Origin of the sequence: Williamsia sp. D3 (genome assembly GCF_000506245.1) — a bacterium.
Taxonomy (GTDB): domain Bacteria; phylum Actinomycetota; class Actinomycetes; order Mycobacteriales; family Mycobacteriaceae; genus Williamsia; species Williamsia muralis.
Map to the genome: position 1 here is coordinate 260,779 of NZ_AYTE01000031.1, position 23,154 is coordinate 283,932.

20 protein-coding genes and 1 tRNA gene are annotated in these 23,154 nt (G+C 63.1%); 9 read left to right on the top strand and 12 right to left on the bottom strand.

Annotation, left to right across the window (positions count from 1 at the left end; translation table 11 throughout):
* The first annotated feature begins 11 nt into the window (after nucleotides 1-11).
* Nucleotides 12-545 (top strand): 2'-5' RNA ligase family protein, encoded by a 534-nt coding sequence (locus tag W823_RS49315; RefSeq protein WP_023960732.1) that lies wholly within the window; start codon nucleotides 12-14, stop codon nucleotides 543-545.
* 23 nt (nucleotides 546-568) lie between these two features.
* Here the strand turns inward: W823_RS49315 and W823_RS49320 are convergent, their stop codons facing one another.
* From W823_RS49320 to polA, 9 genes are all read right to left on the bottom strand, one after another.
* Nucleotides 569-1,945 (bottom strand): maltokinase, encoded by a 1,377-nt coding sequence (locus W823_RS49320; protein ID WP_023960734.1) that lies wholly within the window; start codon nucleotides 1,943-1,945, stop codon nucleotides 569-571.
* Complete coding sequence (treS, locus tag W823_RS49325) at nucleotides 1,942-3,804, bottom strand: maltose alpha-D-glucosyltransferase (protein WP_031332885.1); 1,863 nt, start codon at nucleotides 3,802-3,804, stop codon at nucleotides 1,942-1,944. Before treS ends, W823_RS49320 begins: the two co-directional genes overlap by 4 nt.
* Nucleotides 3,805-4,000: 196 nt before the next feature.
* Nucleotides 4,001-4,747: a succinate dehydrogenase/fumarate reductase iron-sulfur subunit gene (locus tag W823_RS49330; RefSeq protein ID WP_023960738.1), complete on the bottom strand. Its 747-nt coding sequence runs from the start codon at nucleotides 4,745-4,747 to the stop codon at nucleotides 4,001-4,003.
* Between the two features lie 36 nt (nucleotides 4,748-4,783).
* The gene (locus tag W823_RS49335) at nucleotides 4,784-6,706 is read right to left on the bottom strand and encodes a fumarate reductase/succinate dehydrogenase flavoprotein subunit (RefSeq protein ID WP_023960740.1); all 1,923 of its coding nucleotides are present in this window, start codon (nucleotides 6,704-6,706) and stop codon (nucleotides 4,784-4,786) included.
* 76 nt (nucleotides 6,707-6,782) lie between these two features.
* Nucleotides 6,783-7,607 carry a hypothetical protein gene (locus W823_RS49340; protein ID WP_030173119.1) on the bottom strand — a complete coding sequence of 275 codons (825 nt, stop codon included), beginning with the start codon at nucleotides 7,605-7,607 and terminating at the stop codon, nucleotides 6,783-6,785.
* Nucleotides 7,604-7,897, bottom strand: coding sequence for a hypothetical protein (locus W823_RS49345; protein WP_030173116.1), 294 nt, complete (start codon nucleotides 7,895-7,897; stop codon nucleotides 7,604-7,606). Before W823_RS49345 ends, W823_RS49340 begins: the two co-directional genes overlap by 4 nt.
* Before the next feature lie 83 nt (nucleotides 7,898-7,980).
* Nucleotides 7,981-9,186 (bottom strand): RNA polymerase sigma factor, encoded by a 1,206-nt coding sequence (locus W823_RS49350; protein ID WP_051406635.1) that lies wholly within the window; start codon nucleotides 9,184-9,186, stop codon nucleotides 7,981-7,983.
* Between the two features lie 59 nt (nucleotides 9,187-9,245).
* Nucleotides 9,246-9,668 carry a YciI family protein gene (locus tag W823_RS49355; protein ID WP_023960748.1) on the bottom strand — a complete coding sequence of 141 codons (423 nt, stop codon included), beginning with the start codon at nucleotides 9,666-9,668 and terminating at the stop codon, nucleotides 9,246-9,248.
* A 132-nt stretch (nucleotides 9,669-9,800) separates the two neighbouring features.
* Nucleotides 9,801-12,542, bottom strand: a complete 2,742-nt coding sequence (polA, locus tag W823_RS49360) for a DNA polymerase I (protein WP_023960750.1) — start codon at nucleotides 12,540-12,542, stop codon at nucleotides 9,801-9,803.
* A gap of 222 nt (nucleotides 12,543-12,764) precedes the next feature.
* Between polA and W823_RS49365 the strand changes: the two genes are divergently transcribed.
* Genes W823_RS49365 through W823_RS49380 form a run of 4 tightly spaced genes read left to right on the top strand, consistent with a single transcriptional unit; the run spans nucleotide 12,765 to nucleotide 17,039 of the window.
* The gene (locus tag W823_RS49365; RefSeq protein ID WP_051406621.1) at nucleotides 12,765-14,087 is read left to right on the top strand and encodes a branched-chain amino acid ABC transporter permease; all 1,323 of its coding nucleotides are present in this window, start codon (nucleotides 12,765-12,767) and stop codon (nucleotides 14,085-14,087) included.
* A 3-nt stretch (nucleotides 14,088-14,090) separates the two neighbouring features.
* A complete protein-coding gene (locus tag W823_RS49370) occupies nucleotides 14,091-15,080 on the top strand; it encodes a branched-chain amino acid ABC transporter permease (protein ID WP_023960754.1) in 990 nt (329 codons plus the stop codon).
* Entirely contained in the window at nucleotides 15,073-16,194 is a 1,122-nt protein-coding gene (locus W823_RS49375) for an ABC transporter ATP-binding protein (protein WP_023960756.1), read from the top strand. The genes W823_RS49370 and W823_RS49375 overlap by 8 nt, the downstream gene beginning before the upstream one ends.
* Complete coding sequence (locus W823_RS49380) at nucleotides 16,191-17,039, top strand: ABC transporter ATP-binding protein (protein ID WP_023960758.1); 849 nt, start codon at nucleotides 16,191-16,193, stop codon at nucleotides 17,037-17,039. The genes W823_RS49375 and W823_RS49380 overlap by 4 nt, the downstream gene beginning before the upstream one ends.
* A 183-nt stretch (nucleotides 17,040-17,222) precedes the next feature.
* Here the strand turns inward: W823_RS49380 and W823_RS49385 are convergent, their stop codons facing one another.
* Together W823_RS49385 and W823_RS49390 are read right to left on the bottom strand one after the other, a co-directional pair.
* Entirely contained in the window at nucleotides 17,223-18,572 is a 1,350-nt protein-coding gene (locus W823_RS49385) for an ABC transporter substrate-binding protein (protein WP_031332891.1), read from the bottom strand.
* A gap of 243 nt (nucleotides 18,573-18,815) precedes the next feature.
* The gene (locus tag W823_RS49390) at nucleotides 18,816-19,445 is read right to left on the bottom strand and encodes an ANTAR domain-containing response regulator (RefSeq protein WP_031332893.1); all 630 of its coding nucleotides are present in this window, start codon (nucleotides 19,443-19,445) and stop codon (nucleotides 18,816-18,818) included.
* 117 nt (nucleotides 19,446-19,562) lie between these two features.
* On the opposite strand from W823_RS49390, the gene W823_RS49395 reads away from it, so the two are divergent.
* The 3 genes from W823_RS49395 (at nucleotide 19,563) to W823_RS49405 (ending at nucleotide 21,242) form a co-directional block, all read left to right on the top strand.
* Nucleotides 19,563-19,639, top strand: a tRNA-Leu gene (locus tag W823_RS49395).
* Nucleotides 19,640-19,745: 106 nt separating this feature from the next.
* Complete coding sequence (locus W823_RS49400) at nucleotides 19,746-20,933, top strand: hypothetical protein (RefSeq protein ID WP_023960764.1); 1,188 nt, start codon at nucleotides 19,746-19,748, stop codon at nucleotides 20,931-20,933.
* Nucleotides 20,934-21,017: 84 nt separating this feature from the next.
* On the top strand, nucleotides 21,018-21,242 hold the full coding sequence (locus W823_RS49405) for a hypothetical protein (protein ID WP_023960766.1): 225 nt from the start codon (nucleotides 21,018-21,020) through the stop codon (nucleotides 21,240-21,242).
* Nucleotides 21,243-21,274: 32 nt separating this feature from the next.
* On the opposite strand, the gene W823_RS56775 is transcribed toward W823_RS49405, so the two are convergent.
* Entirely contained in the window at nucleotides 21,275-21,904 is a 630-nt protein-coding gene (locus W823_RS56775; protein WP_081729854.1) for an LppP/LprE family lipoprotein, read from the bottom strand.
* Nucleotides 21,905-22,339: 435 nt separating this feature from the next.
* Here W823_RS56775 and W823_RS49420 point away from each other — a divergent pair, with 435 nt between their 5' ends.
* Complete coding sequence (locus W823_RS49420; protein WP_023960772.1) at nucleotides 22,340-23,152, top strand: ABC transporter ATP-binding protein; 813 nt, start codon at nucleotides 22,340-22,342, stop codon at nucleotides 23,150-23,152.
* Nucleotides 23,153-23,154 lie beyond the last annotated feature (2 nt).

The following is a 23,154-nucleotide window of genomic DNA, read 5'->3' on the forward strand; positions in this document are numbered from 1 at the left end:
GGTGAGCGCTGATGGCACATTCGATAGAGCTGATCTTCGACGAGAACACCGACACCGTCATCGGTGAACAGTGGGCCGCGCTGACCGAAGCGGGTCTTCCCAGTCAGGGCAACATCCGGTCGACGTCCAATCGCCCGCACGTCACCCTTGTAGCCGCGGAGTCGATCGACCCCGCCATCGACTCGACTCTCGTAGCGATGACGGATGTGGTGGGGATGTCCGTAGACATCGGCGCCCTGCTGATCTTCAGGGGGCGACGCGCCACTGCGGCGCGTCTCGTGGTGCCGTCACTGCCGTTGCTGCACCTGCATGCGGCCGTCTATCGCGCGGCCGCCGTGCACATGACGGGTGAACCCCTGCAGCATGTGACGCCGGGGAGTTGGACCCCACATGTGACGCTCGCGCGTCGACTCGACCATGGGCAGATCGCCGAGGTCGCTGCAACACTCAACAATTCGCCCGATACCTTCACCGCCACCGTGGCCGGGTTGCGACGGTGGAACGGTGACAGCCGCGAGGAGTTCCACCTACTCCCCAGAGCCTGAGTGGTGGCCGCCGGGCGCGCAGGTCAGTGCGCGACGAGCCTGGCGATCGCACTCAAAGGCAACGGCAGCCACGAAGGCCGGTGCCGCGCCTCGTACACCGCTTCGTACACGGCCTTGTCCAGTTCGTACGCCCGCAACAGCGCCGACGATGCGCGCGGATCTGTCCCGGTGACCGCTGCGTAGCCGTCACAGAATGCCGACGAGTTACGTTCGACCCACTCACTGGCGCGGAACTCACGCTGGTGAGTTCGATTGGGCGACTTCTCTCCCAGCAGGTGGTGTCCTGCGTAGTCGAACGACCGCAGCATTCCCGCAACATCGCGTAGCGGGCTGTCAGGTTTGCGACGATCCGCAACCGACTTCACCGGCTCGCCCTCGAAGTCGATGAGCAGCCACTTCCAGGGCGTCCGCAAGACCTGGCCGAGATGGAGGTCACCGTGCACCCGCTGGATCGTGGTCGGGCCGGCCTGTGCGGCCTCGTCGTACACGCGGAGCACGCCATCGCGGTACTCGGCAATGTCAGGGATGGCTTCGGCGGCCGCATCGAGCCGAGCGCGCATCTCATCGATCGCGAGGTCGGAAGCCTGGCGCTCTTCGGTTCCGAGACTCGCTGCGAGGTCGGCATGTACGTGTGCCACCGCGGCACCGAGACGTTCTGCGTCACCCGCGAAGTCGCTGCCGAGTTCTGCTGCGTGCAGATCGGCTTCGGCGAAGAGATCCCGCACACTGACCAGCGCCATACTCCAGCCGTCGGCGGCGTTCTCGACGAATTCTTGAGCCATGCCCAACGTCGTGGTCTCACCGTCGATCTTGGTCTCGACCCAGCCACGCAGAGCGGCGACGTGCTCACACCCCACCTCGCTGAGCGCCCGATGGAGTTCCACATCGGGATTGATCCCGACTTCAACCTGGCGAAAGGCCTTGAACAGCAGGGACTCTCCGTACACCACCGACGTGTTCGACTGTTCCACACCCAGACTTCGGCCCGTATCGGCGAGGTCGATGGTGACGTCGGGCAACGTCCGGAACGCCAGCGGTCCGAGGTCTTCCTGACCGGCCAGCGCGGTGAGGTACCGGGCGAGGATCTCCGGGTCGTGCAATCCGTCGTACCCCGCAGCGACATCCGACGGTGGTTCGGGCAGCGACCAGGTCAGCAGTGGGTCGGACAAATGTGTCCGGAACCCGAGCGGGATCTGATAACGCTGCTGCGGACCCGCATCAAAATCTACTTCGACCAGTACATGCTCAGCGGCGAAACCCTCCTCGTCGAGGAGTGGAACGCGCAACACCACCCGAACCTGGGCAATCGTTCGGTCCTTGCCGGAGAACCAGCGCTGACTCGGTAGCCAGCTCCGGAGATCGACGGCGAGCTGTTCATCGCTGGGTACGGGGGTGGTCATGGCTGCACCGCCGCCTCTGCTTCGCTGCTGAGTGGATACCCCGGGGCGACATTGGCGTCAGCCGGATCGGGCTGCAGGGCAAACCAATAGAACCCGTGACCCGGCAAGGTGACCATGTAGTCGTGGCCCTCGATCTTCGGGAACGGGATCGATCCCGTCAGTTCCACCGGTATCCGGCCGTCGAACGGCGAGAGATCGAGGATGACCGCCTGCGGGAAACGAGACAGGTTGTTCACACACAAGATCACGTCGCTGGAACGACGTTCCTCGTTCGACGGGGCGAGTTCACGCAGATACGTCAGCACGGACGGGTTGTTGTTACCGAGTTCGGTGAACGTCCCGAGGCCGAATGCCGGGTGCTGCTTGCGTACCTCGATCATCCGCCTGGTCCAGTGCAGCAGGGTATTCGTGGAATTCATCTGCGCTTCCACGTTCACCGACTGGAAGCCGTAGGTGGGATCCATGATCACCGGCAGATACATCCGGGCCGGATCGGTACGGGAGAACCCAGCGTTGCGGTCCGGCGTCCACTGCATGGGGGTACGAACCGAATCCCGGTCGCCGAGCCAGATGTTGTCGCCCATGCCGATCTCGTCGCCGTAATACAACATCGGCGAACCCGGCAGACTCAGTAGCAGCGCCGTGAACAGCTCGAGCTGATTTCGGTCGTTGTCGAGCAGCGGCGCGAGGCGACGGCGGATCCCGATGTTCGCCTTCATCCGAGGGTCTTTCGCATACTCGGAGTACATGTAGTCGCGCTCCTCGTCGGTGACCATCTCGAGGGTCAACTCGTCGTGGTTGCGCAGGAAGATCGCCCACTGGGCCGATTTCGGGATCGCAGGTGTCTGAGCCAGGATCTCCGAGATGGGGAACCTGTTCTGTCGCCGAACGGCCATGAATATGCGTGGCATCAACGGGAAATGGAATGCCATGTGGCATTCGTCGCCCTCCTCGGGTTCACCGAAGTAATCCACCACATCTGCAGGCCACTGGTTGGCCTCGGCCAGCAACACGCGGCCGGGGTACTCGTCGTCGACGACCTTGCGGCAACGCCGCAAGAACTCGTGCGTCTCCGAGAGGTTCTCGCAGTTGGTGTCCTCGCGCTCGAACAGGTACGGCACAGCGTCGAGGCGGAAGCCGTCGATGCCCAGGTCGAGCCAGAACCGCATCACGTCGATCATCGCGGTCGCGACTTCGGGGTTGTCGTAGTTGAGATCGGGCTGATGGGAGAAGAATCGATGCCAATAGTATTGGCCGCGAACAGGATCCCACGTCCAGTTGGAGATCTCGGTGTCGACGAAGATGATCCGGGCGTCGGAGTAGCCCGAGTCGTCGTCGGCCCACACGTAGTAGTCGCCGTACGGACCATCGGGGTCGGTGCGTGATTCCTGAAACCACTGGTGGGTGTCCGACGTGTGGTTCATGACCAGGTCGGTGATGATCCGGATCCCCCGGCGATGAGCCTGCTCGAGGAGCTCGACGAAGTCGTCCACCGTGCCGAATTCGGGCAGCACCGTACGGAAATCCCGGATGTCGTAGCCACCGTCACGCAACGGGGAGTCGTAGAACGGCGGCAACCACAAGCAATCGACGCCCAGCCACGAAATGTAGTCGAGTTGCTCGATCAGGCCGCGAAGATCGCCGACGCCGTCGTTGTTGGAGTCATTGAAGGCTCGAACCAGCACCTCATAGAACACCGCTTTCTTGAACCAGTCGTTGTCGACGCGCAACGGCTTCGCATGAGCGAAGTCGTCGGACTGCGCTTCGACCAGATGGCCGTCGGCAGTGTGCTCGGCGTCGCCCGTGTCCGGTGGCGGCACCGGCGGTTCGAGCGGGTTCAGGGAGTTCTCCAGCGGCATGCACACCTCGTCGATCGGCTCGGCGGTTGACGTGACCAACCCTACGTGCTGAACGCAGTGTTGGTTCGGGTCGCACATACCCGGATTCCGCCGAACCCACACATCCGCTACCGCAAAGCCGATATGCGCTGGCCGACGGCCGCCCCGGGCGGCATCTCACCCGGCGAACACCGACCTCGAGCCGAACACCAACGGCTCAGCGCCGAAAGAGCTTGTTACCCAACCAGACCAGAGGATCGTATTTGCGGTCCACAACGCGTTCCTTCATCGGGATCAGTGCATTGTCGGTGATCTTGATGTGCTCCGGGCATACCTCGGAACAACACTTGGTGATGTTGCACAGCCCCAGTCCGTGCTCGTCCTGGGCCGAATCGCGACGTTCGGCGACGTCGAGCGGGTGCATGTCCAGTTCGGCGATCCTCATCAGGTAGCGGGGGCCTGCGAACTGCTCCTTGTTCTCCTCGTGATCGCGGACCACGTGGCAGGTGTCCTGGCAGAGAAAACACTCGATGCACTTGCGGAACTCCTGGGAGCGCTGGACGTCCACCTGCTTCATCCGGTACTCCCCCGCCTTGAGGCCCGGCGGCGGCGTGAACGACGGGATCTCACGGGCCTTCTGGTAGTTGAACGACACGTCGGTGACGAGGTCCCGGATCACCGGGAACGTGCGCAACGGGGTGACGGTGATGACGTCCGCTTCGGTGAAGGTCGACATCCTGGTCATGCACAACAGCTTTGGCCGACCGTTCACCTCAGCCGAGCACGAGCCACACTTGCCTGCCTTGCAATTCCAGCGCACGGCCAGATCGGGCGTCTGGGTGGCCTGGAGCCGGTGGATGATGTCGAGTACCACCTCGCCCTCGTTCACGTTGACGGTGAAGTCCTGCAGCTCTCCGCCCTCGATGTCCCCCCGCCAGATCCGGAAGTTGGCGTCATACCCCATGTCGAATCTCCTGCCTCGTCGGAGCTGAGTGCACGGTCATGCCCCGGCGCCGGCATTCGGATGCCCCGAGATCTCGTCGGCCGTGTAGTACTTCTCGATCTCGTCGAAGTCGAAGAGTTCGAGTAGTTCTGGCCGAATCTGGGTCTGCTCTTTCTTGCGGACCGAGACCTCCGGAACCGGATCGTCGCCTGACCCGTCGGCGGTACAGACCAGCAGTGTGTTGCGCCAGGACGAGTCCATCCCCGGGTAGTCGTCGCGGGTATGGCCGCCGCGGCTCTCGGTACGCATCAGCGCGGCCTTCGCCACGCATTCGCAGACGATCAGCATGTTGCGCAGGTCGACTGCCAGATGCCACCCAGGATTGAACTGGCGATGACCCTCCACCTGCATGCCGGGGAGCCGACCGCGGATCTCGGCGAGGACTTCGATGGCCTGCTCGACCTCGTCGGCCTTGCGAATGATGCCGACGAGGTCGTTCATCGCCTGCTGGAGGTCGGTCTGCAGCGTGTACGGATTCTCGGGCTTGCCCTCGGCGGGTGGATCAAAAGGCGCGAGCGCGAATTTGGCTGCCCGGTCGATGTCGTCGTCGAACACCTTCGGGTGTGACTCGAGCGACTCCACGTACGCCGCGGCCCCGAGTCCGGCCCGACGACCGAACACGAGGAGATCGGACAACGAGTTGCCGCCGAGTCGATTCGACCCGTGCATCCCGCCCGAGCACTCGCCTGCCGCGAACAGACCCCGAACCGCAGCCGCACCGGTATCGGGGTCCACCTCGATACCGCCCATCACGTAATGACACGTGGGTCCCACTTCCATCGGCTCGGCGGTGATGTCCACGTCGGCCAGTTCCTTGAACTGATGATGCATCGACGGCAGGCGCCGGATGATCTCGTCTGCCGGCATCCGCGAGGCGATGTCGAGGAACACCCCTCCGTGTGGCGTGCCGCGTCCGGCCTTGACCTCTTCATTGATGGCCCGGGCGACTTCATCTCGAGGCAAGAGGTCGGGAGTCCTGCGGGCACTGTCGTTGTCGGCCAGCCACTCGTCGGCCTCTTCCTCGGTCTCGGCGTACTGGCCCTTGAACACCGGCGGGATGTAGTCGAACATGAACCGCTTGCCGTCGGTGTTCTTGAGAACACCGCCATCGCCGCGCACACCCTCGGTCACCAGGATTCCCTTGACGCTGGGAGGCCAGACCATCCCCGTCGGGTGGAACTGGATGAACTCCATGTTGATCAAGCTCGCGCCTGCCCGCAGTGCCAGGGCATGCCCGTCACCGGTGTACTCCCATGAATTGGAGGTGACCTTGAACGACTTCCCGATCCCGCCGGTCGCCAGCACCACCGCCGGCGACTCGAACAGGATGAACCTGCCCGACTCCCGCCAATACCCGAAGGCCCCCGATATGGCGTCGCCGTCCTTGAGCAGTTCGGTGATCGTGCACTCGGCGAACACTTTGATACGAGACTCGTAGTCGCCGGTGGCCGCGAAGTCTTCCTGCTGCAAGGAGACGATCTTCTGCTGCATGGTGCGGATCAGCTCCAGCCCCGTGCGGTCGCCGACATGCGCCAGGCGGGGATAGGTGTGCCCTCCGAAATTGCGCTGGGAGATCCGGCCGTCCTCGGTCCGGTCGAACAGCGCACCGTAGGTCTCCAGTTCCCAGACCCGGTCCGGCGCCTCTTTGGCGTGCAACTCGGCCATCCGCCAGTTGTTGAGGAACTTGCCCCCGCGCATGGTGTCCTTGAAGTGCGTCTGCCAGTTGTCCTTCGAGTTGGCGTTACCCATCGACGCCGCGCAACCGCCTTCGGCCATCACGGTGTGCGCCTTGCCGAACAGCGATTTGCAGACCACCGCCACCGAATGGCCTCGTTCTCGGGCCTCGATGACCGCACGCAGGCCTGCGCCACCGGCGCCGATGACCACGACGTCGTACTGATGGCGTTCTGTTTCGGTCATCTACAGCTGACTCCTCCGGGCTGACGACAGGGACGTATGTGGATCGATCGCTCGAAAGGTGCTGTGTGGCAAGGGATCAACCCACGAAACGCAGATCGGAGATCGTGCCACTGGCAACGAGCATCACGTAGAAATCGGTGAGGACAAGCGTGCCCAGGGTGATCCAGGCGAACTGCATGTGCCGGGTGTTGAGCTTGGACACCTGTGTCCACACCCGGTATCGGATGGGGTGGGCGGAAAAGTGTTTCAGGCGGCCACCGGTGACATGACGGCAGGAATGGCACGAGATCGTGTAGATCCAAAGCAGAACCACGTTGACGATCAGGATCACGTTGCCGAGACCGAAACCGAAACCCCCACCTTTGCCATGGAATGCCGTGAGAGCGTCGTAGGTGTTAATCACCGAGACGATGACCGCCGCGTAGAAGAAATACCGATGCGCGTTCTGGATGATCAGCGGAAGCCGCGTCTCCCCCGTGTAGCGACTGTGTGGCTCGGCAACCGCGCACGCCGGCGGCGAGAACCAAATCGAGCGGTAGTAGGCCTTGCGGTAGTAATAGCAGGTCAATCGGAAACCGAGCAGGAACGGCAACACCACGAACCCCAGCGGAATCCAGATGGGTAGTTCAGGGAACGGGGTGCCGAAGTGACTCGAACCGGGCACGCACGACTCGCTGAGACAGGGTGAATAGAACGGCGTGAGGTAGTGATAGTCCTCGACCCAGTACGCACTGCGGACGAACGACCGCACCGTGGCGTAGATGATGAACGCGGAGAGTCCCAGCACCGTCAGCAGGGGCGGAACCCACCACCGGTCCTCGCGGAGGGTGCGCACCAAGATGCGTGCCCGGCCCGGCGAAAAGACTCCCGTTGTGCCCCGCTCAGTCGCGGGGGCGCTCACATCGTCCGCTCACGCGAGTGGAAACCCAGCCCTTCGTCTTGTGCGCCCAGCCATGCCGACTCGTCGGACTTGCTGTCGGGTACGTACACCACGTCGGACTTGTTGACCGGTGGCCGCAGCATGCGCGGGGGCGACTGCTCGAAATCGTGCAGGTCGATCTCGAGCCGGTCGAGATCATTGGTCAGCCGGCGCACCGCGTCGGCGTCCCCGTACTGCAATTTCAGCGCGACGATGTGGTGCCGCAGAGCTCCGATGCTGTGATGGAGTTCGTTCATACCGGCTGATGCCATGTCCATACCTCCAAGCGATGTGTGACTTCAACCACACTACTGGGGGTACCGCTGGATTCTCGGCTTTTTCCCAATGTGTCCGGCTACGCGTCGAATGCGCGGGCCTTCGCGAGGAGAACGTCTCGCTCCCTTCGGTTTCCGGTCATCCCCGCAGCGGTCAGCAATTCGGTGCGTGCCTCATCAACCCGCCCGAGTTGCCCCAGGAGCTCGCCGCGCACCGCCGGAAGCAGGTGCGAGCGCGCCAACGTACCGTCTGCGACGAGTCCGTCGACGATGTCGAGTGCTGCCGCCGGGCCAGAGGCCATCGACACCGCGACAGCTCGATTGAGCTCGATGACGGGAGACGGTGACAGGCGACCGAGCGCCTCGTAGAGCAGGACAATGCGTGACCAGTCGGTGTCGTCGGCGGTCGGCGCACTGGCATGGCATTCGGCCAGCGCCGCCTGCAGACCGTAGGGACCGCGTCCGCGACCGCATGCGTCTGCGCGAGCCAGCGCCGCGACGCCGCGACGGATCTGAGTACGATCCCACCGACTGCGGTCTTGGTCGGCCAGCAGGATCGGCGAACCGTCCCGTGCAGCGCGAGCGGCAAAACGGGATGCCTGGAACTCCATCAACGCCACGAGCGAGTGCACCTCGGGTTCGTCGGGAACAAGTCCTGCCAGGATCCGGCCGAGCCGCAACGCCTCGTCGCACAACTCGGTTCGGATCCACCGATCGCCGGACGACGCCGCGTAACCCTCGTTGAACACCAGGTAGATCACACTGAGCACGGCGGAGAGCCGGCGCGGATAGTCCTCGCGGGGCGGCACCTCGAACGGCACCCGAGCCGCGCTGAGCGTCTTCTTCGCGCGCACGATGCGCTGCTGAACGGTGGACGTGGACACGAGGAACGCCTTGGCGATCTCTTCGGCGGTGAGACCACCGACGACTCTCAACGTCAGAGCGATCTGGCCCTCCCGCGACAGCACCGGGTGGGCGGAGACGAAGACCAGTCGCAACACGTCGTCGTCGATGTGGTCGGGGTCCCACTCGAGGTCGGCATCTGGCCTGGAGTCCAGGTCGCGGGCCATCTCCACATACTTCGCGTCGAGACGTTCCTGCCGACGCCAGCCATCAACTGCCCTGCGCTTGGCCACGGTGGTGAGCCAGGCGCCCGGATTTCGCGGGACACCCGACTCCGACCACTGCGTCAGCGCCTGGATCAGCGCTTCCTGCGCAAGGTCCTCGGCGACACCGACATCACCCACCAACCGTGCCAGGGTGGCGATGATCTTGGCTGCCTCCATACGCCACACCGCGTCGACGGTGCGGTGGATGGCTTCCGGCGAACTCACCTGCGCTCAGATCAGCTGGTGCGCTGATCGAGCTCCTCGCGCCACTTCTCTTCCTTCTGAATCCACTCGTTGTCGGCCGGGAAGTCCTCGACCTCGGTGACGCGGCGCACCTCGAGCTTCACACCCGGACCCAGCGGGCAGCGCGAAGCCCATTGCGCCGCTTCCTCTTTGCTCGCGACCTGCAGGATCCAGAAGCCGCTGAAGAGTTCTTTCGCCTCGGCGTACGGGCCGTCGGTGACCACGGGCGGGTCGGAGTCGAAGTCCACCACGAAGCCTTCTTCAGCGCCCGAGAGGCCTTCACCGGCGAGCAGTACCCCCGCCTTCATCAGCGACTCGTTGTACGCCCCCATGGCGGCGATGATCTCCTCGAAGTCCATCGACTTGCTCGCCTCGATGGCTTCTTCAGTGGTCCGCATGATCAGCATGTAGCGCATTGTGTTCTCCCTGTTCCGTGTGATCGCAGGGTGTCCCTGCGAGAGTTCCGTTTGAGGTTCTCAGCCATACGTCGAACGACGATCCGTCAGATCGACACGGATCCGAAAAAACTTCGGGCGGTCCACTGACCGTCAGTGCGCGGCCTCGTCCCATGACCGGCCGTAGCCGATCGACACGTCCAACGGCACCGACAACTCGATCGCCCCACCCATCTTTGCGCGGACGAGCGACTCCAGTTGCTCTTTCTCACCCGGCGCGACCTCGAACACCAACTCGTCGTGCACCTGCAGCAACATGCGCGACGTCAGGTTCTGTTCTGCGAGCGCCCGTTGAACGTCGATCATGGCGACCTTGATGATGTCGGCCGCCGTGCCCTGGATGGGCGCGTTGAGCGCCGCACGCTCGGCGACGTCGCGCCGTTGCCGGTTGTCGCTGTTGAGGTCGGGCAGGTAGCGACGGCGACCGAACAAGGTGGACGTGTACTCGTTGCGGCGGGCCTCTTCGACGGTTTCGTGCAGGTAGTCGCGCACACCGCCGAACCGGGTGAAGTAGGCCTCCATCTGTTCTTTGGCTTCGCTCGTGCTGATCTTGAGCTGTGCCGACAAGCCGAAGGCACTCAGGCCGTACGCGAGCCCGTAGCTCATCGCCTTGACCCGTCGGCGCATGTCGGGGGTCACCTCGTCGATCGGCACGCCGAAAGCACGAGATCCGACGAAGCTGTGGAGGTCCTCACCGGTGTTGAAGGCCTCGATCAATCCGGCGTCGCCGGACAGATGTGCCATGATCCGCATCTCGATCTGGCTGTAGTCGGCGGTCATCAACGTCTCGAAACCCGAACCCACGACAAACCCCTGGCGAATCTGACGGCCGGCATCGGTACGGACCGGGATGTTCTGGAGGTTCGGCTCGGTGGACGACAACCGTCCGGTCGCCGCGATGGTCTGGTTGAAGGTGGTGTGCACCCGTCCGTCGTCCGAGACGGACTTCAGCAGTCCGTCAACCGTGACCTTGAGCCGTGTGGCGTCCCGGTGCGCCAGAAGATGTTCCAGGAACGGGTGCCCCGTCTTCTCGAACATCGCGAGCAGCGCATCGGCGTCGGTGGTGTACCCGGTCTTGGTCTTCTTGGTCTTGGGCATCTCGAGTTTGTCGAACAGTACAACCTGCAACTGCTTGGGCGATCCCAGGTTGATCTGCTCGCCGATCACCTCGTAGGCCGCTTCCGCGGATTGGCGCACCCGCGCAGCGAATCCTGACTCGAGATCCTCGAGATGTGCTGAATCGATGGCGATGCCGGCTGCTTCGAGTTCGGCCAGGACAAAGAGCAGTGGCAGCTCCATGTCCGTCAGGAGTGAGGCCGAGTCGATCTTCGCCAACTCCTCGTCGAAGCGGTCGGCCAGCTCACCGACGGCTTGGGCCTGCAGCATCGCCTGGTCGGCCGCGGCCTGTGCGCCGGAATCCTCGTCGAGCAACGAGAGCTGACCGTCGTCGGGGGCGGCGTCGGCGCGCAGTTCACGCCGGAGGTACCGCAGGGCGAGGTCGTCGAGGTTGAACGATCGCTGGCCAGGACGTACCAGGTAGGCGGCGAGCGACGTATCACTGGTGACCCCGCCGAGACGCCACCCGCGGCCGCGAAGTGCGTGGAACGCCCACTTGGCCTCGTGGATGGCTTTGGCGGCGTTGGTATCGGCCAGCCAGTCGGCGATCGCGTCCTCGTCTGCCGGCCCGATCTCTGCAGGATCGAGGTAGGCCGACTCGCCATCGGCCGCAGCGATCGCGATGCCCGTGACGTCCGACCCGTAGACCTGCCGGGGCCCGACAATCGTCAGGCCTGCCCGGCCGGTGCCGGGCGCCGCGTGCGCGGCGAGCCACTCCGCAACCTGGCCCGCGCCGAGCTGGCTGCCCCGTAGATCGAAGCCCGACTCGGCTTCTGGCTCGGCCGAGGTGAGGGTGGTGAACAACCGGTCCCGCAGCACCCGGAACTCGAGGTCGTCGAACAGCTGGTGAATCTGGTTGCGGTCCCAGGGCGCCAGTTGCAGGTCGTCGGGACCGATCGGCAGGTCCATGTCACGGACCAGCTCGGTGAGCTGGCGGTTCATCTGAACACTGGCCACGTGGGCGCGAAAGGCGTCGCCCACTTTGCCTTTCACCTTGTCTGCGTTCTCCACCAGACCTGACAACGATCCGTACTCCCGGATCCATTTCGATGCGGTCTTCTCCCCCACACCGGGAATGCCGGGGAGATTGTCCGATGGGTCTCCGCGCAGCGCGGCGAAGTCCGGGTACTGCGACGGCGTCAGCCCGTACTTCTTCTCCACCTCCTCCGGGGTGAACCGCGTCAATTCCGAGACGCCGCGTTTGGGGTAGAGGACGGTGACGTTGTCGGTCACCAACTGCAGCGCGTCGCGGTCACCGGTGACCACCAGAACGCGGAAACCCTGCTCCGCTGCCTGGGTGGTCAACGTGGCGATGATGTCGTCGGCTTCGTACCCCTCCCGGGCCAGAACCGGGATGCCCATCGCCCCCAGAACGTCCTTGGTGAGGTCGATCTGGCCACGGAATTCGTCAGGCGCTGAGCTGCGCTGCGCCTTGTACTCGGGGAACACCTCGGCACGGAAAGTCTGCCGCGACACGTCGAAGGCGGCCGCGATGTGGCTCGGGTTCTCGTCGCGCAACAGGTTGATCAACATCGAGGTGAACCCGTACACGGCGTTGGTGGTCTGACCTGATGCGGTCTTGAAGTTCTCGGCGGGCAGCGCGAAGAATGCGCGGAACGCCAACGAGTGACCATCGAGCAGCATCAAGGTCGGCTGCTGCGCCTTGGACGCTGATTTCGCCGATGTACGGCCGGGTTTGCTGATCTGGGCGGGACTCACGACGCAAGTGTATGGAGCTTCGCCGACAGTCCCGGCAAGACGCCTCGCCAAAACCAATTTTCTCGGCGTCGGACCAGCTCACAAAGGCGAGTTACTCAACAGTAACTCGGGGGAAACATAGAAACCCTGCCGCGAGTCCTCCGTGGTTATAGGGTCGCCAAACGAGATGTTCGCGCGGCAAAAGTGCCGCGCGCCGACCACCTTCGGGAGGATTCACGCGTGATGCCCCGTCATGCTCAGCGAGCACGGGTCTTGGGAGCCAAGTTAGGGGCAGGCGCTCTCCTGACCTTGCTGGCATCGCTTCTACTTGCCGGGATAGTCGGCACCGGAAGCGCTGTCGCAACCCCAGCTCCATCCTCAGACGACACCGTCCGAGTGTTCGGAACGCTGCGAAATGGTTCCGATCCCGTCGCAGAAGTGAAAGTCGACGCCAAAGACCAGGCCGGCGCCGTGGTCCAATCGTCCACCTCCTCGGAAACCGGGGCATGGACGATGAACCTGCCTCCCGGCACCTATTCGGTGGTGATCGACAAGACGACCATCCCGAGTGGGGTCGAGGTACAGAAAGACACCGTCGCGGTCACGGTCACCGCCGGGTCTCCACGGCCGGTGATCTTCCTCTTCGGTGAAGAGCGCACCGCCACGGAGATCGGGGCCGCCGAGGAACTCACGCGGCTGGCGATCGACGGTCTGAGATTCGGTCTCATCATCGCGATCACCGGTGTCGGCCTGAGCCTCATCTTCGGCACCACCGGGCTGACCAACTTCGCCCACGGCGAGCTGGTGACCCTGGGTGCTGTGGTGGCCTGGGCGATCAACGTCAAACTAGGTGTCCAGCTGATACCGGCGACCATCCTGGCGATCATCGTCGGCATAGGTGTCGGCATCCTCAACGAACTCGGCATCTGGCGACCGCTGCGGCGTCGCCGATCCGGGCTCATCGCGATGCTGGTGGTGTCGATCGGATTGGCGCTCATCATGCGCTACGGGATCCTGATCTTCTTCTCTGACCGCGCCGAACCGTTCGACGACTACCAGGTGCAGACACAGATCGGTTCCGGTGCCTTCGCGATCACCCCGGTCAACCTGTGGTGCATCATCATCAGCCTCGTCGTGCTGCTGCTGGTGGCGCTGATGCTGCAGAAGACGCGGATCGGCAAGGCCATGCGAGCCGTTGCCGACAACCGCGACCTCGCCGCATCGTCCGGCATCAACGTGGACCGCGTCATCTTGTTCGTCTGGGCCTTGTCAGGCGGTCTCGCAACCCTCGGCGGCGTTCTCTTCGCGATGTCCGAACTCGGTGGCCGTGTCCAATGGGAGATGGGTTTCAAATTGCTTCTGCTCATGTTCGCCGGCATCACCCTCGGCGGACTCGGAACGGCCTACGGCGCCCTGCTGGGCTGTGTGATCGTGGGCCTTCTGGTCCAGGTTTCCACCTACTGGATCAACCCCGACCTCAAGTACATCGGTGGCCTTCTCGTTCTCATCGTCATTCTCACCATCAGACCCCAGGGCATCCTCGGGTCCAGAGCGAGGATCGGCTGACTCATGGATCTCATCTCTGCACTTCAGACCTCGTTTGCCCAATTGATCGGTCCCTCAGCGGTTTTCTATGCGCTGTTGGCGATCGGGCTGAACCTGCACTTCGGCTACGCCGGGTTGCTCAACTTCGGTCAGATCGGTTTCGCCCTGCTCGGCGCCTACGGCGTCGGCATCATGGCCGACAACTACGACCAGCCTCTGTGGGTGGGTGCGATCGTCGGCATCGTCGCGGCTGCGATCTTGGCCCTTGTGCTCGGTTTGCCCACGCTTCGATTACGGGCCGACTATCTGGCCATCGTGACGATCGCGGCGTCGGAGATCTTGCGACTGGTCTTCCGGTCCACCGCCTCCGACGACCTGACGCACTCGACCAACGGCATCTTCGGATACGCGGACGGGTTCTTCGACTACAGCCCGTTCGACAACGGCAAGCAGTACTCGTTCTTCGGCGTCAAGTTCCAGGGCACCGACCTCTGGGCGATGGTGGTCGGCTGGGCGATCGTGCTGTTGCTCTGTCTCCTGGTGTGGCTGCTCGTGCGCAGTCCCTGGGGTCGCGTCCTCAAGGCTGTTCGTGAGGACGAGGACGCCGCCCGGTCGCTGGGTAAGAACGCCTACTTCTACAAGATGCAGGCCCTGGTGCTCGGTGGTTGCATCGGTGGCGTTGCGGGTGTGTACAACGCGCTGCAGACCCAGTCGATCAACCCCGACTTCTACTCCACGGCGCAGACTTTCTTCGCCTACGGAGCTTTGATTCTCGGCGGCGCCGCCACGGTATTCGGGCCGGTTGTCGGCGCGATGCTGTTCTGGTTCCTGCTGGCCATACCCGACGCCTTGCTGCGTCAGGTCACGTCCGGCCCCGACCCCTGGTTCGAGATGACACAGCAGCAGGTCGGCGCCACCCGTTACGTCTTGTTGGGATTGGCGATAGCCCTGATGATGGTCTTCAGACCGCAAGGAATCCTCGGTAACAAGCGAGAGGTCCAGCTCGATGCCTGACGGACGTCACACACAGCCCCCCGGTCCCGACGGCACGGGGTCGGCCTCCGAACCCGGCATCGGGGTGGACGCCTCGACGCTGGTCACCGAGGCGGCCCCGGCCACTCTTGCCGAGTTGAAGGCGTTCAGCGCGGCCGAGCGTGCCGAACTCTTCGCTGGTGTCACCGCCGAACCGGGTTCGGCCAAACCCGACCCGATCATCTCGGTGGACAACATCACCCGGACATTCGGTGGCCTCAAAGCTGTCGATGTGAAGCATCTGGAGATCCAACGCGGATGCATCACGGGATTGATCGGCCCCAACGGGGCGGGCAAGACCACGTTCTTCAACTTGATCACCGGGTTCGACAAGCCCGACACGGGTAGCTGGTCGCTCAACGGCAAGCACATGGGAAGGGTTGTGCCGCACCGGGTTGCCCGCAACGGCATGGTGCGTACCTTCCAGCTCACCAAGGCGCTGTCGAAGTTGTCGGTACTCGACAATGTGCGGCTCGGTGCTCGTCACCAGAGCGGCGAGCACATGCTGCAGGCGTTGGCTCCGTGGACGTGGCGCAAGCAGGAGGCCGAAACCACCGAGCGCGCATACGAATTGCTCAAGCGATTCAAGCTCGATGCCAAGGCGGACGACTACGCCGGTTCGCTGTCGGGTGGTCAGCGCAAGTTGCTGGAGATGGCACGCGCGTTGATGACCAATCCCGAGGTGGTCATGCTCGACGAGCCGATGGCCGGGGTGAACCCGGCGTTGACCCAGAGCCTGCTCGAACACATCAAGGCGTTGCGCGATGAGGGTATGACCGTGGTGTTCGTCGAACATGACATGGACGTCATCCGCGACATCAGCGACTGGGTGGTGGTGATGGCACAGGGCAAGGTGATCGCCGAGTCACTCCCCGGCCGCCTCGGCGACAACCCCGCGGTGGTCGATGCGTATCTGGGCGGCCACCACGATCAAGCGCTCGAGTTCGACGAGGACGGTAACCCGGTCGGCGAAACCGCCGTGCTGGCAGAGCAGGTCGAGGCCGCGATCGAAGAGACCCTCCAGGCCGGCGGGGACCTGTCGCAGCCCGACCCGATCACTCCGTCCACCTCGCACGGAAAGAAGGACAAACCATGAGTGGACCGGACCTCTCGAAATCGCCCACCTCATCGGGCGCAACCGCGGCGCCAGGCGGGCTCAGCCATGCTGAATTGGCCGCCACGCCTGAGGAACACCGCAAGCTGGCGGCCAACGCACTGCTGCGCGCCGATGACATCACCGCCGGCTATCTACCGGGTATCAACATCCTCGAGGAATGCAACTTCTACCTCGACGACGGTGAGATCGTCGGGATCATCGGGCCCAACGGCGCCGGTAAATCGACGTTGCTCAAGACCCTGTTCGGGCTGATCCCGGTGCGGGTCGGAGCGGTGACGCTCCGCGGAGACAACATCACCTCGGCCAAGGCGCACGTGCTGGTCACCAAGGGTGTGGGCTACGTCCCGCAGACCCAGAACGTCTTCCCTGCCCTCACCATCGAAGAGAACCTCGAGATGGGAATTTATCTGCGTCCCAAGAAGTTCAACGAGCGCTTCGCCTTCGTGTCCGAACTGTTCCCCTTGCTCTCCGAACGCCGCAAGGTGAAGGCCGGAGCGCTGTCCGGTGGCGAACGTCAGATGGTGGCAATGGGCCGGGCTCTGATGATGGAGCCGTCGGTGCTGCTGCTCGACGAGCCGTCGGCAGGGTTGTCCCCGATGTTCCAGGACGAGGTGTTCATCCGGATCAAGAAGATCAACGCCACCGGCGTCTCGGTGATCCTCGTGGAGCAGAACGCCCGACGTTGCCTGCAGATCTGCGATCGTGGCTACGTGCTCGATCAGGGACGCAACGCCTACACCGACACCGGCACCAACCTCGCGAACGATCCGAAGATCATCGAGCTGTATCTCGGGACGCTGGCGGGAAGTGCCGAGAAGAAGTAGCTCGACTCAGAGGCTTCACAAAACGATCCGCTCTGGTTGACCGGGGCGGATCGTTCTGGTTTCGGCTAACTGTGTTGTCTGCAACGCGATGCGGGCTGGGTTCCATCAATCAGCGCAGCAGAAAGGCCCGGGTCTCGCGACCCGGGCCTTTCTCAGTGTTGTGCATTCACCTCTGCGAGGTGATCAGTTGCCCTTGACGACCTTGTAGTCGGCGACAGGGGTGATCAACTTGTTGCTGCCATCGAATTCGAGTACACCGTACGAACCAACCGACGGCTCACCGGCGGTGACGAAGGCCAATTCGCCTGTGACACCGTCGTAGTCGAGGTCGGTGCCGGCCTTGGCCAGCGGCAGGCATTCCTGGTACGTCTTGCACTTGGTGCCACCCTCGGTCACAGCGTTGATGTTCGCTGCGATCGAACGACCGTTGGTCGACTTCGCCACCTCGGCGGCGAGCGCGGAGATGACCACGGCGTCGTAACTCTCGCCGGCGTAGTTGAAGTCGATCAGTGCCGGGTCGGCGGTCTTCAGACGGGCCTCGAACTGCGGGCCGACGTTGGTCAGCGGCGTGGTGCCCTTCATCCCCTCGAGGATGCCCGGACCCACCGACTCACCCAGGGCGTTGCCCATGTTGCCGTCGACACCGAAGACGAGCTTGTCCTTCGGTCCGATCTTCACCTCGTTCATACGGGTGATGATCTTGGCACTCTCCTCGAATCCGATGACGGCGATGCCGTCGGGATTGAAGTTCTTGACCTGGTCGACCTCGGCGTTGAACGACTGCGCGTTGGGGTCGTAGATGATCGTCTTGATCTGGTCGGCCGGGATGCCCGCGGCCTCGAGATCGGAGACGGTGTTCTTGGCCAGACCGGTGCCGTACGGGTCGTTCATCGCCAGGATGGCGACACGCTGCACGCCGCCCTCGGCCATGACCTGTGCAAGCGCCTGGGCCTGCAGGGTGTCGGCAGGAGCGGTGCGGAAGTACTGGCCCTTGTCTGCGTAGCAGGTGAACTCGTCAGAGGTGTTGGCCGGCGAGAACATCACTGCCCCGGCATTGCTGATCTTGTCGATGACCTTCAGCGACACCGACGAGGATGCGGCGCCGACGATCACCTGGGTACCGGCTGCGAGCTCGCGGTCCACGGTGGCGTTGGCGGTGTCGGTCGTGGTGTCTCCGGAGTCACCGTCGATCTGCTGAACCGGCTGGTCGAGCACGCCGCCTGCCGCATTCACATCCTGAACGGCGAGCTTGACGCCTGCGAACTCAGGCGGTCCGAGGAACGCCAGGCTTCCCGTGGCGGGAAGCAGCGTGCCGATCTTCAGGGGGGCCGTGCTGACCGGTCCTGGCGTCGCCTTGTCGGCGTTCTCACCACAGTCGGTGTTGGTTGTCGCCTCCGTGGACGAAGACGCGGATGCACCGGTCGCGCCTCCGGTCGTCGCCGTGTCGTCAGAATCGTCTGAACTACAGCCGGCAATTGCCATGACGGAAACCGCCGCGGCAATCGTTCCCCTCAAGAGATATCTGTGGGACATCAACATTCTCCTCGCGGTAAACCACCGAGCGCGGCGCGTCTTCTACGACGCATACGACCGCCACTCGCTTGGGTAAAGCTAGCGCCATCGTGTTGCCCGCGAGTAACGTTCGTGAAACTGGAGAGCACCTGCAGCCTGGCCGTGACCGATTTGAAACACGGTTGTCCGGTCGGCGCTTCGGCGCGTCTGCACCGGCCGGGCCCCGAAACGTCCCGGCGGCGACGGAAACGCCTGGCAGAGCGCTTATTTGGCCTTGTTACCGAGGGTCTCGATGACCACTTCGGCCACTGCTTTCATCGTGGTACGGCGATCCATGGCCGCACGCTGAATCCACTTGAATGCATCGGGCTCGCTGAACGAATGCGACTCCATCAAGATGCCCTTTGCGCGTTCCACCAATTTGCGGATCTCAAGACGTTCGGTGAGGTCGGCGACATCGCGTTCGAGAACGTTGAGTTCGGTGTACCGGCTCACCGCGACCTCGATAGTCGGCACCAGGTCCGCTTTGGTGAAGGGTTTCACCAGATACGCCATCGCGCCGGCATCCCGGGCTTTCTCCACAAAATCGCGCTGGCTGAAGGCGGTCAGCATGACGACGGCTGCAAGCCTTTTGCTGGCGATCTCCGCTGCCGCGTCGATACCGTCGCGGATGGGCATCTTCACATCCATGATGACGAGGTCGGGCCGCAACTCCTCGGTGAGCTCTACGGCCACCTGACCGTTGGGAGCCTCCCCCACCACGTCGTAGCCCTCTTCGCGCAACATCTCGATGAGGTCCATTCGGATCAAGGAATCGTCTTCGGCGACCAGGACACGGCGGACCGTTGCTGCCGGCTCCTTGGCCTGAGCTGCACTTGCGTCCGTCGTTGCCATCGGTCCCACCTCCACATTGAAATCGCCGTCCCGTGCGCAGTCGAGCGCCGTGATGTGGTGCAACAGTACCGGTTGGATCGGCGCCCGGCCCGTCATCTAAAGTGTGGTCTGCGACGCGCCCCCGTAGCCCAATTGGCAGAGGCAACGGATTCAAAACCCGTCCAGTGTCAGTTCGAGTCTGACCGGGGGCACCACGTAGCAAGGTTTTCGGCTACATTCGCAGTCGCCGTACTACCCCCGTCCTACCCAAGGCGCGGCGTGTGTATCCGCTCTGTTTGACCGCAGTGAGAAACTTTCGCAGTGAACAAGCAGCAGTTGGTGACAGCCACTCGCGGCGTTCGACTCCTGGTAGGCCACCTAAGAGGTGAGGGCGAGTCACTTGACGCGGCCATCGCGAAGAGGGACGACAAGGCTGTCGCAGAGATGGCCGACCCGCTGGTCAACGTGGCCATCATCTTGGTTCGACACCTCAAGACCGAGCTTCAGTGTGAGATGGCGGGCGCTTTAGAGCGCGCGCGTTCTCACGCCCGAGCCGAGCTAGACGAGTACTGGTTGATTGCAGCGCGCCTAATCGAAACTGTTATTGCCGGTGAGGCTCCTGGACCAATCGAAGAGGGTCCTGTTGCCGTCGCAATCGGAGCCCAAGAGGTCGCAACCGGTGCCGCAATCGCGCTCGGTGAAGCATTTGGGGTACATCCGAACGCCGCCGTAGCGAAGATTCGAAAGCTGCTACGCGAGCAGGGAGAGGCAGTCCAGTTGTCGGATAAGGCCGGAGTTGATGCTAACGCGGCGCGGTACGCGAGCGACCCCGAGATGAGGGAAAGCCGCCGGGAGAACGCTCAAGGCATCGTAGTGGCGATCAACGGAGCAGCCATAGCGCTGCACAACCGTGGCGTCGACCTATGCGACGGTGGACACGTCGACGCGGCTGACAGTTATGAGGGAGTAGCTCGGATCGCAGTCACCGCTGCTGCACTGGGTGGCGGAGTATGCCAATTAGTCGAGTGTGGCAATCATTATCCCGCCTATGCGCTCATCCGTCAGATCGTTGAAACCGAGTTTGTCCTATGGAAGTTCCAACAGAATGTCGACCTGATTCCTGAGTGGCTCAACTCGGACCGCGAGCGGCGCGAGCAAGCGTGGAAACCGTCACGGATCTACCGAGACGATGACAACGAGTACCGCCAGAAGGACTATTCGGGACATTGCGAACTCGGCGGTCATCCAACACCTTTGGGGACACAACTCGCCGCTGGCGAACGTAGTGACATCGCCGAGGCCAGTGTTCTCGGCGACCTCATTGGTCACTTGCGTGACTCCTGGAGACACATCCTGCAGGCAGCGGATGATCTCGACACCATGTATTCGCAATCCCCGCCCTCCGTAGCAGCTGACACCAGAGCGTCACTCGACGAATCGCTGCTGACTTGGGCGAAATTGGACAAGTACAGTTTTACGGTTTCGTACTTCTCTGATCCGATCGACTAGTCCTAGCGCCCGAATAGCCGGATCACGTTCGATAATTCCGCCTGCAGTGGCGCAACGTACGTTGAGGTCGGCTCAGGAAGGTTCTTGGCCTCGCGCGACGGATTACTCACCTACTTTCCGCAGTTGGGCAAGAACCCCCTTCTGGTGGACGAAGTACTCGGCATGGCCGAGTACGCGGTGCAGTTCGGCTACTTCGACGACGGCCGCGACGTGCGCTGGAGCAGAAACATTGATCCCGCCGTCTTGAGCTGGGATCGATTTCTGAGCGCCACCAAGTGGCGTGGTGGTCGGGTGTCCTCCGCCGGCTGAGTGGTCCGGTTTCAGGCGCCGAGGACGGGCGCTCAGCATTCACCGTCGGTGATCTCCTCAGGGAGTTCGCCGATCATGTCGATGCCGGACCCGTTCCACCGGTAGGCGACGTTCACCTCGCCCTGCGGGGCGGCATTGGGTTCGTCGGCAACGATGTAGCGGTACCGAACGTCGATCTGATCGTCGGAGGCACCAGTGATCATCTGGTAGCTGAGGTTGCAGGCGGTGCCGGTACCAAGGAACTCACCGCCACGGAAGAGCAACAGCTGATTCGGCGACGAGCCCGTACCGCCCTGGGTATGGAGGGCCACGAAGATCAGCAACGAACAAGTGCCGGCGTTGCTCTCGCCCCTCACCCAATTCACACCAGGCATCGGAGGCGCGATCTGCGCGATCGCATCTTCGATCGTCGTCGCATCGACCTGTGACCCGCACGGCGCTTCCTCCCCCACCGGCTCGGAGGCAGGCACGTCGATTGCGGCCGGCGACGGAGAGGTGAGGGCGGGATCTGCGGTGCGTGTCTCGGTCAACGTGGTCGTGACGGAGGCAGAGCTGTCCGCAGTGCTGTCTGCACATCCCGTCATGAGCGCCACAGCCGCGAAGGCGGTGAGCGCCGTACCGGCTGCTGACTTCGAAATCCGAGCACTGACAATACTTTTCATTGAGCAGATCCTTTCGTTGCCGACCCACTCCTACCGTCGCTAACAACGTCGAAAGAGTTAGTCACGGAAAGGTGTCGATGACGGGCGGCCGGAGTCGTCGCAGGTCGGCGGACGCGGGGGTCGACCGGCCGAACGACAGTCAGACGGGGCTGTTTTCGAGGTCAGAACCGAGATACGCCGGGGCCGAGATCGGGACCCGATTACCGCAATCACATCGGGATCACGCGTCTGCGCCGAAAACGCTTGACCTTGACGCTAGGGCAACCATTCATCCTTGCTTCCACGATCTGTTGCCCGGTCAGCGGGACAAGAACTGGAGAGGTAGGAAATGAGGAGAGACGTAAATAGCAACGACCGAGGTGGGTCATCCGCGACCCGTGCCGCTGTGGTCTCGACGCGCGATACCGTGGCGGCACTTACTTTGTGGACATACCCGTGAATCAACCACGTGATGGTGAGCCGGCCGTTCGCGTCGAGGGCCTTAGAAAGTCGTTCGGTGAGCTCGAAGTGCTACGCGGCGTAGATTTCGACGTGGCGCGAGGCAGTATCTTCGCGCTTCTCGGCTCGAACGGGGCGGGCAAGACCACCGCCGTGAAGATCTTGTCGACGTTGCTGCGACCCGACGGAGGTTCGGCCATCGTCAATGGTTTCGACGTCGCCACACGTCCCGGCGAGGTGCGGGAGTCGATCAGCCTCACCGGGCAATTCGCCGCGGTGGATGAGATCTTGACCGCGCGGGAGAACCTGGTCCTCATTGCCAAGCTCCGGCACCTACCAGACCCTTCGGGCACCGCAGATGCCCTCCTGGAGCAGTTTTCGCTGTCCGGCGCGGCTTCTCGAAGAGTGTCGACGTACTCAGGTGGGATGCGCCGTCGTCTGGACATTGCCGTGAGTCTCATCGGAGATGCGCCGGTGATCTTCTTGGACGAGCCGACGACCGGGCTTGACCCTGAGGCGCGCGTCGAGGTGTGGCAGACCGTGAAAGAGCTCGCCGGGCGCGGTACAACCGTTTTGCTGACCACGCAGTATCTGGAGGAGGCGGAGCATCTCGCGGACAGGATCGCCATACTCCATCGTGGTCGGATCATCGTGAACGGTTCACTCGATGACCTCAGACAGCACCTTCCTCCCACAAAGGTTGAGTACGTGGAGAAGCAGCCGACACTCGAAGACGTGTTCTTCGCCATCGTCGGTGACAAGTCAGACATGACAAGGGCCGCCGAGCCTCGACCGACGACCAAGGATTGACT

What these genes read in the sequence shown, in the direction of transcription:
- W823_RS49380 (WP_023960758.1), top strand. Translation starts at nt 16,191, where the DNA reads ATGAGTGGACCGGACCTCTCGAAATCGCCCACCTCATCGGGCGCAACC.
- W823_RS49315 (WP_023960732.1), top strand. Translation starts at nt 12, where the DNA reads ATGGCACATTCGATAGAGCTGATCTTCGACGAGAACACCGACACCGTC.
- W823_RS49345 (WP_030173116.1), bottom strand. Translation starts at nt 7,897, where the DNA reads ATGGCATCAGCCGGTATGAACGAACTCCATCACAGCATCGGAGCTCTG.
- W823_RS49335 (WP_023960740.1), bottom strand. Translation starts at nt 6,706, where the DNA reads ATGACCGAAACAGAACGCCATCAGTACGACGTCGTGGTCATCGGCGCC.
- W823_RS49365 (WP_051406621.1), top strand. Translation starts at nt 12,765, where the DNA reads ATGCCCCGTCATGCTCAGCGAGCACGGGTCTTGGGAGCCAAGTTAGGG.
- W823_RS49385 (WP_031332891.1), bottom strand. Translation starts at nt 18,572, where the DNA reads ATGTCCCACAGATATCTCTTGAGGGGAACGATTGCCGCGGCGGTTTCC.
- W823_RS49370 (WP_023960754.1), top strand. Translation starts at nt 14,091, where the DNA reads ATGGATCTCATCTCTGCACTTCAGACCTCGTTTGCCCAATTGATCGGT.
- W823_RS49375 (WP_023960756.1), top strand. Translation starts at nt 15,073, where the DNA reads ATGCCTGACGGACGTCACACACAGCCCCCCGGTCCCGACGGCACGGGG.
- W823_RS49350 (WP_051406635.1), bottom strand. Translation starts at nt 9,186, where the DNA reads ATGGAGGCAGCCAAGATCATCGCCACCCTGGCACGGTTGGTGGGTGAT.
- W823_RS56775 (WP_081729854.1), bottom strand. Translation starts at nt 21,904, where the DNA reads ATGAAAAGTATTGTCAGTGCTCGGATTTCGAAGTCAGCAGCCGGTACG.
- treS (WP_031332885.1), bottom strand. Translation starts at nt 3,804, where the DNA reads ATGCCGCTGGAGAACTCCCTGAACCCGCTCGAACCGCCGGTGCCGCCA.
- W823_RS49330 (WP_023960738.1), bottom strand. Translation starts at nt 4,747, where the DNA reads ATGGGGTATGACGCCAACTTCCGGATCTGGCGGGGGGACATCGAGGGC.
- W823_RS49355 (WP_023960748.1), bottom strand. Translation starts at nt 9,668, where the DNA reads ATGCGCTACATGCTGATCATGCGGACCACTGAAGAAGCCATCGAGGCG.
- W823_RS49320 (WP_023960734.1), bottom strand. Translation starts at nt 1,945, where the DNA reads ATGACCACCCCCGTACCCAGCGATGAACAGCTCGCCGTCGATCTCCGG.
- W823_RS49390 (WP_031332893.1), bottom strand. Translation starts at nt 19,445, where the DNA reads ATGGCAACGACGGACGCAAGTGCAGCTCAGGCCAAGGAGCCGGCAGCA.